We start from the raw sequence: 1,465 nt of genomic DNA on the forward strand, positions 1-1,465 counted from the left end.
AATCGCCTCCACTACATCTTTCCTTTTCTGATCACGCTGTTCTTTTATCGTAGCCATGGAAAGCAGTATACACTGCCAATACTTTCGGAACGATTAATATTAAAACCACCCCAGAGAACAACACCCGCTACGATTCCAATCAGAATCAGGGTGAACCCCCCCATTTTCTTGCCATTACTCATATTTTATTACCTGGATTTCTGTAAAAAGCGATAGAAAAAAATGCGTTCCCATCCGTCGGATGGGAACGCATCAACTGCGGAATATACCCTACTTCGCACCCTCGAACATATTCTGTACCAAAGGCTCTGCACCCATCTGTGGGGCATGACATTGGTTGCAGAAGTAACGACGGCTAGAGATTGTACTCAGGGTCTTGCCATCACGGGTCACGTAATGGCTGTCACCCACTTTTGGCGCCTTCTCTTTCTTATAAGTTTTCTCACTATGGCACTTCAGGCAGCCATTGTTCTTCAGATTGATCTTATATTTATCAATCTTGTGCGGGACCATCGGCGGCTGCTGTTTATAGCTGCGGGCAATACCTCCCTTGACAGACTGAACCTTCTTCTTCGCTGGCGTAGCGGCCATTGCCTCAAGATCGTCATTGCCACGCAGAGACATTACTTCCGACATAGCTGATGCTGTAAAGAACAGAGTCAGCAGTGCCACCATCATGACCAGAATAGTTTTCTTCATTTCATTCTCCATCATCACTCTATATGTGAGTTGCGAATTCATAAGCAGACCCATCAGGCACGGGCCCCCTGTTTCTCAATCACCTCGGGATTCAACCTTTTGACCTCGGAGACAGAACGACCGCCATAACTAAAAACATCTTTCGCGCAAATATCGATACAACGTCCACAATTGGTGCAATCGGAAAAGAGGATCACCGGGCTGATACCCTTGCTTGCCCCTTTCAATGCCGGTTTTATCACCTGCGGTTCGGGGCAGACAACGAAACACTCCATGCAGTCATTGCACTCTGCCCTGTTGCTGGCGTTGACCCGCAACAGGCTCCGCTTTCCAATCAAATTGTAGAAAGCACCGACCGGACAGAGACGCCCACACCACCCTTCCTTGGCCACCAGCAAATCAAAGAGAAAGACCCCCAATATCACCATCCAGGCCGCACCCATTCCGAAGACGATACCTCGAAACATCATGGAGACCGGGTTGATCAGTTCCCAGACGATGCCCCCGGACACCACCAACGGCAGAATCAGAGTCAAGGCAAGCATCCAGTAACGAGCATTGCGGGAGATCTGAGAGGTCGTCCTGATACCCAGTTTTCGACGCAGCCAGCTCGCCAGATCGGTGATCATATTCACCGGGCAAACCCAGGAACAGTAGACCCGTCCGCCAACTATTAATCGTTCCGAAAGTATTGGCAGTGTATACTGCTTTCCATGGCTACGATAAAAGAACAGCGTGATCAGAAAAGGAAAGATGTAGTGGAGGC

At 49.0% G+C, this 1,465-nt stretch carries 2 protein-coding genes; both read right to left on the minus strand.

Annotated elements, in window-relative coordinates; all coding sequences use genetic code 11:
• Nucleotides 1-270 precede the first annotated feature (270 nt).
• Nucleotides 271-699, minus strand: coding sequence for a nitrate reductase cytochrome c-type subunit (locus tag Ga0074115_RS04170; RefSeq protein ID WP_057956984.1), 429 nt, complete (start codon nt 697-699; stop codon nt 271-273).
• A gap of 53 nt (nt 700-752) precedes the next feature.
• Nucleotides 753-1,465 (minus strand): quinol dehydrogenase ferredoxin subunit NapH (gene napH / locus Ga0074115_RS04175; RefSeq protein ID WP_232432898.1); only part of this gene is annotated, 713 nt, incomplete at its 5' end.

The sequence above is a fragment of the endosymbiont of Ridgeia piscesae genome, from assembly GCF_001443665.1.
GTDB classification, from domain to species: Bacteria; Pseudomonadota; Gammaproteobacteria; order Chromatiales; family Chromatiaceae; genus Endoriftia; species Endoriftia persephonae.

Bases quoted from the DNA above. Each gene is read 5' to 3' on its own strand.
- Ga0074115_RS04170 (WP_057956984.1), bottom strand. From the start codon at position 699: ATGAAGAAAACTATTCTGGTCATGATGGTGGCACTGCTGACTCTGTTC.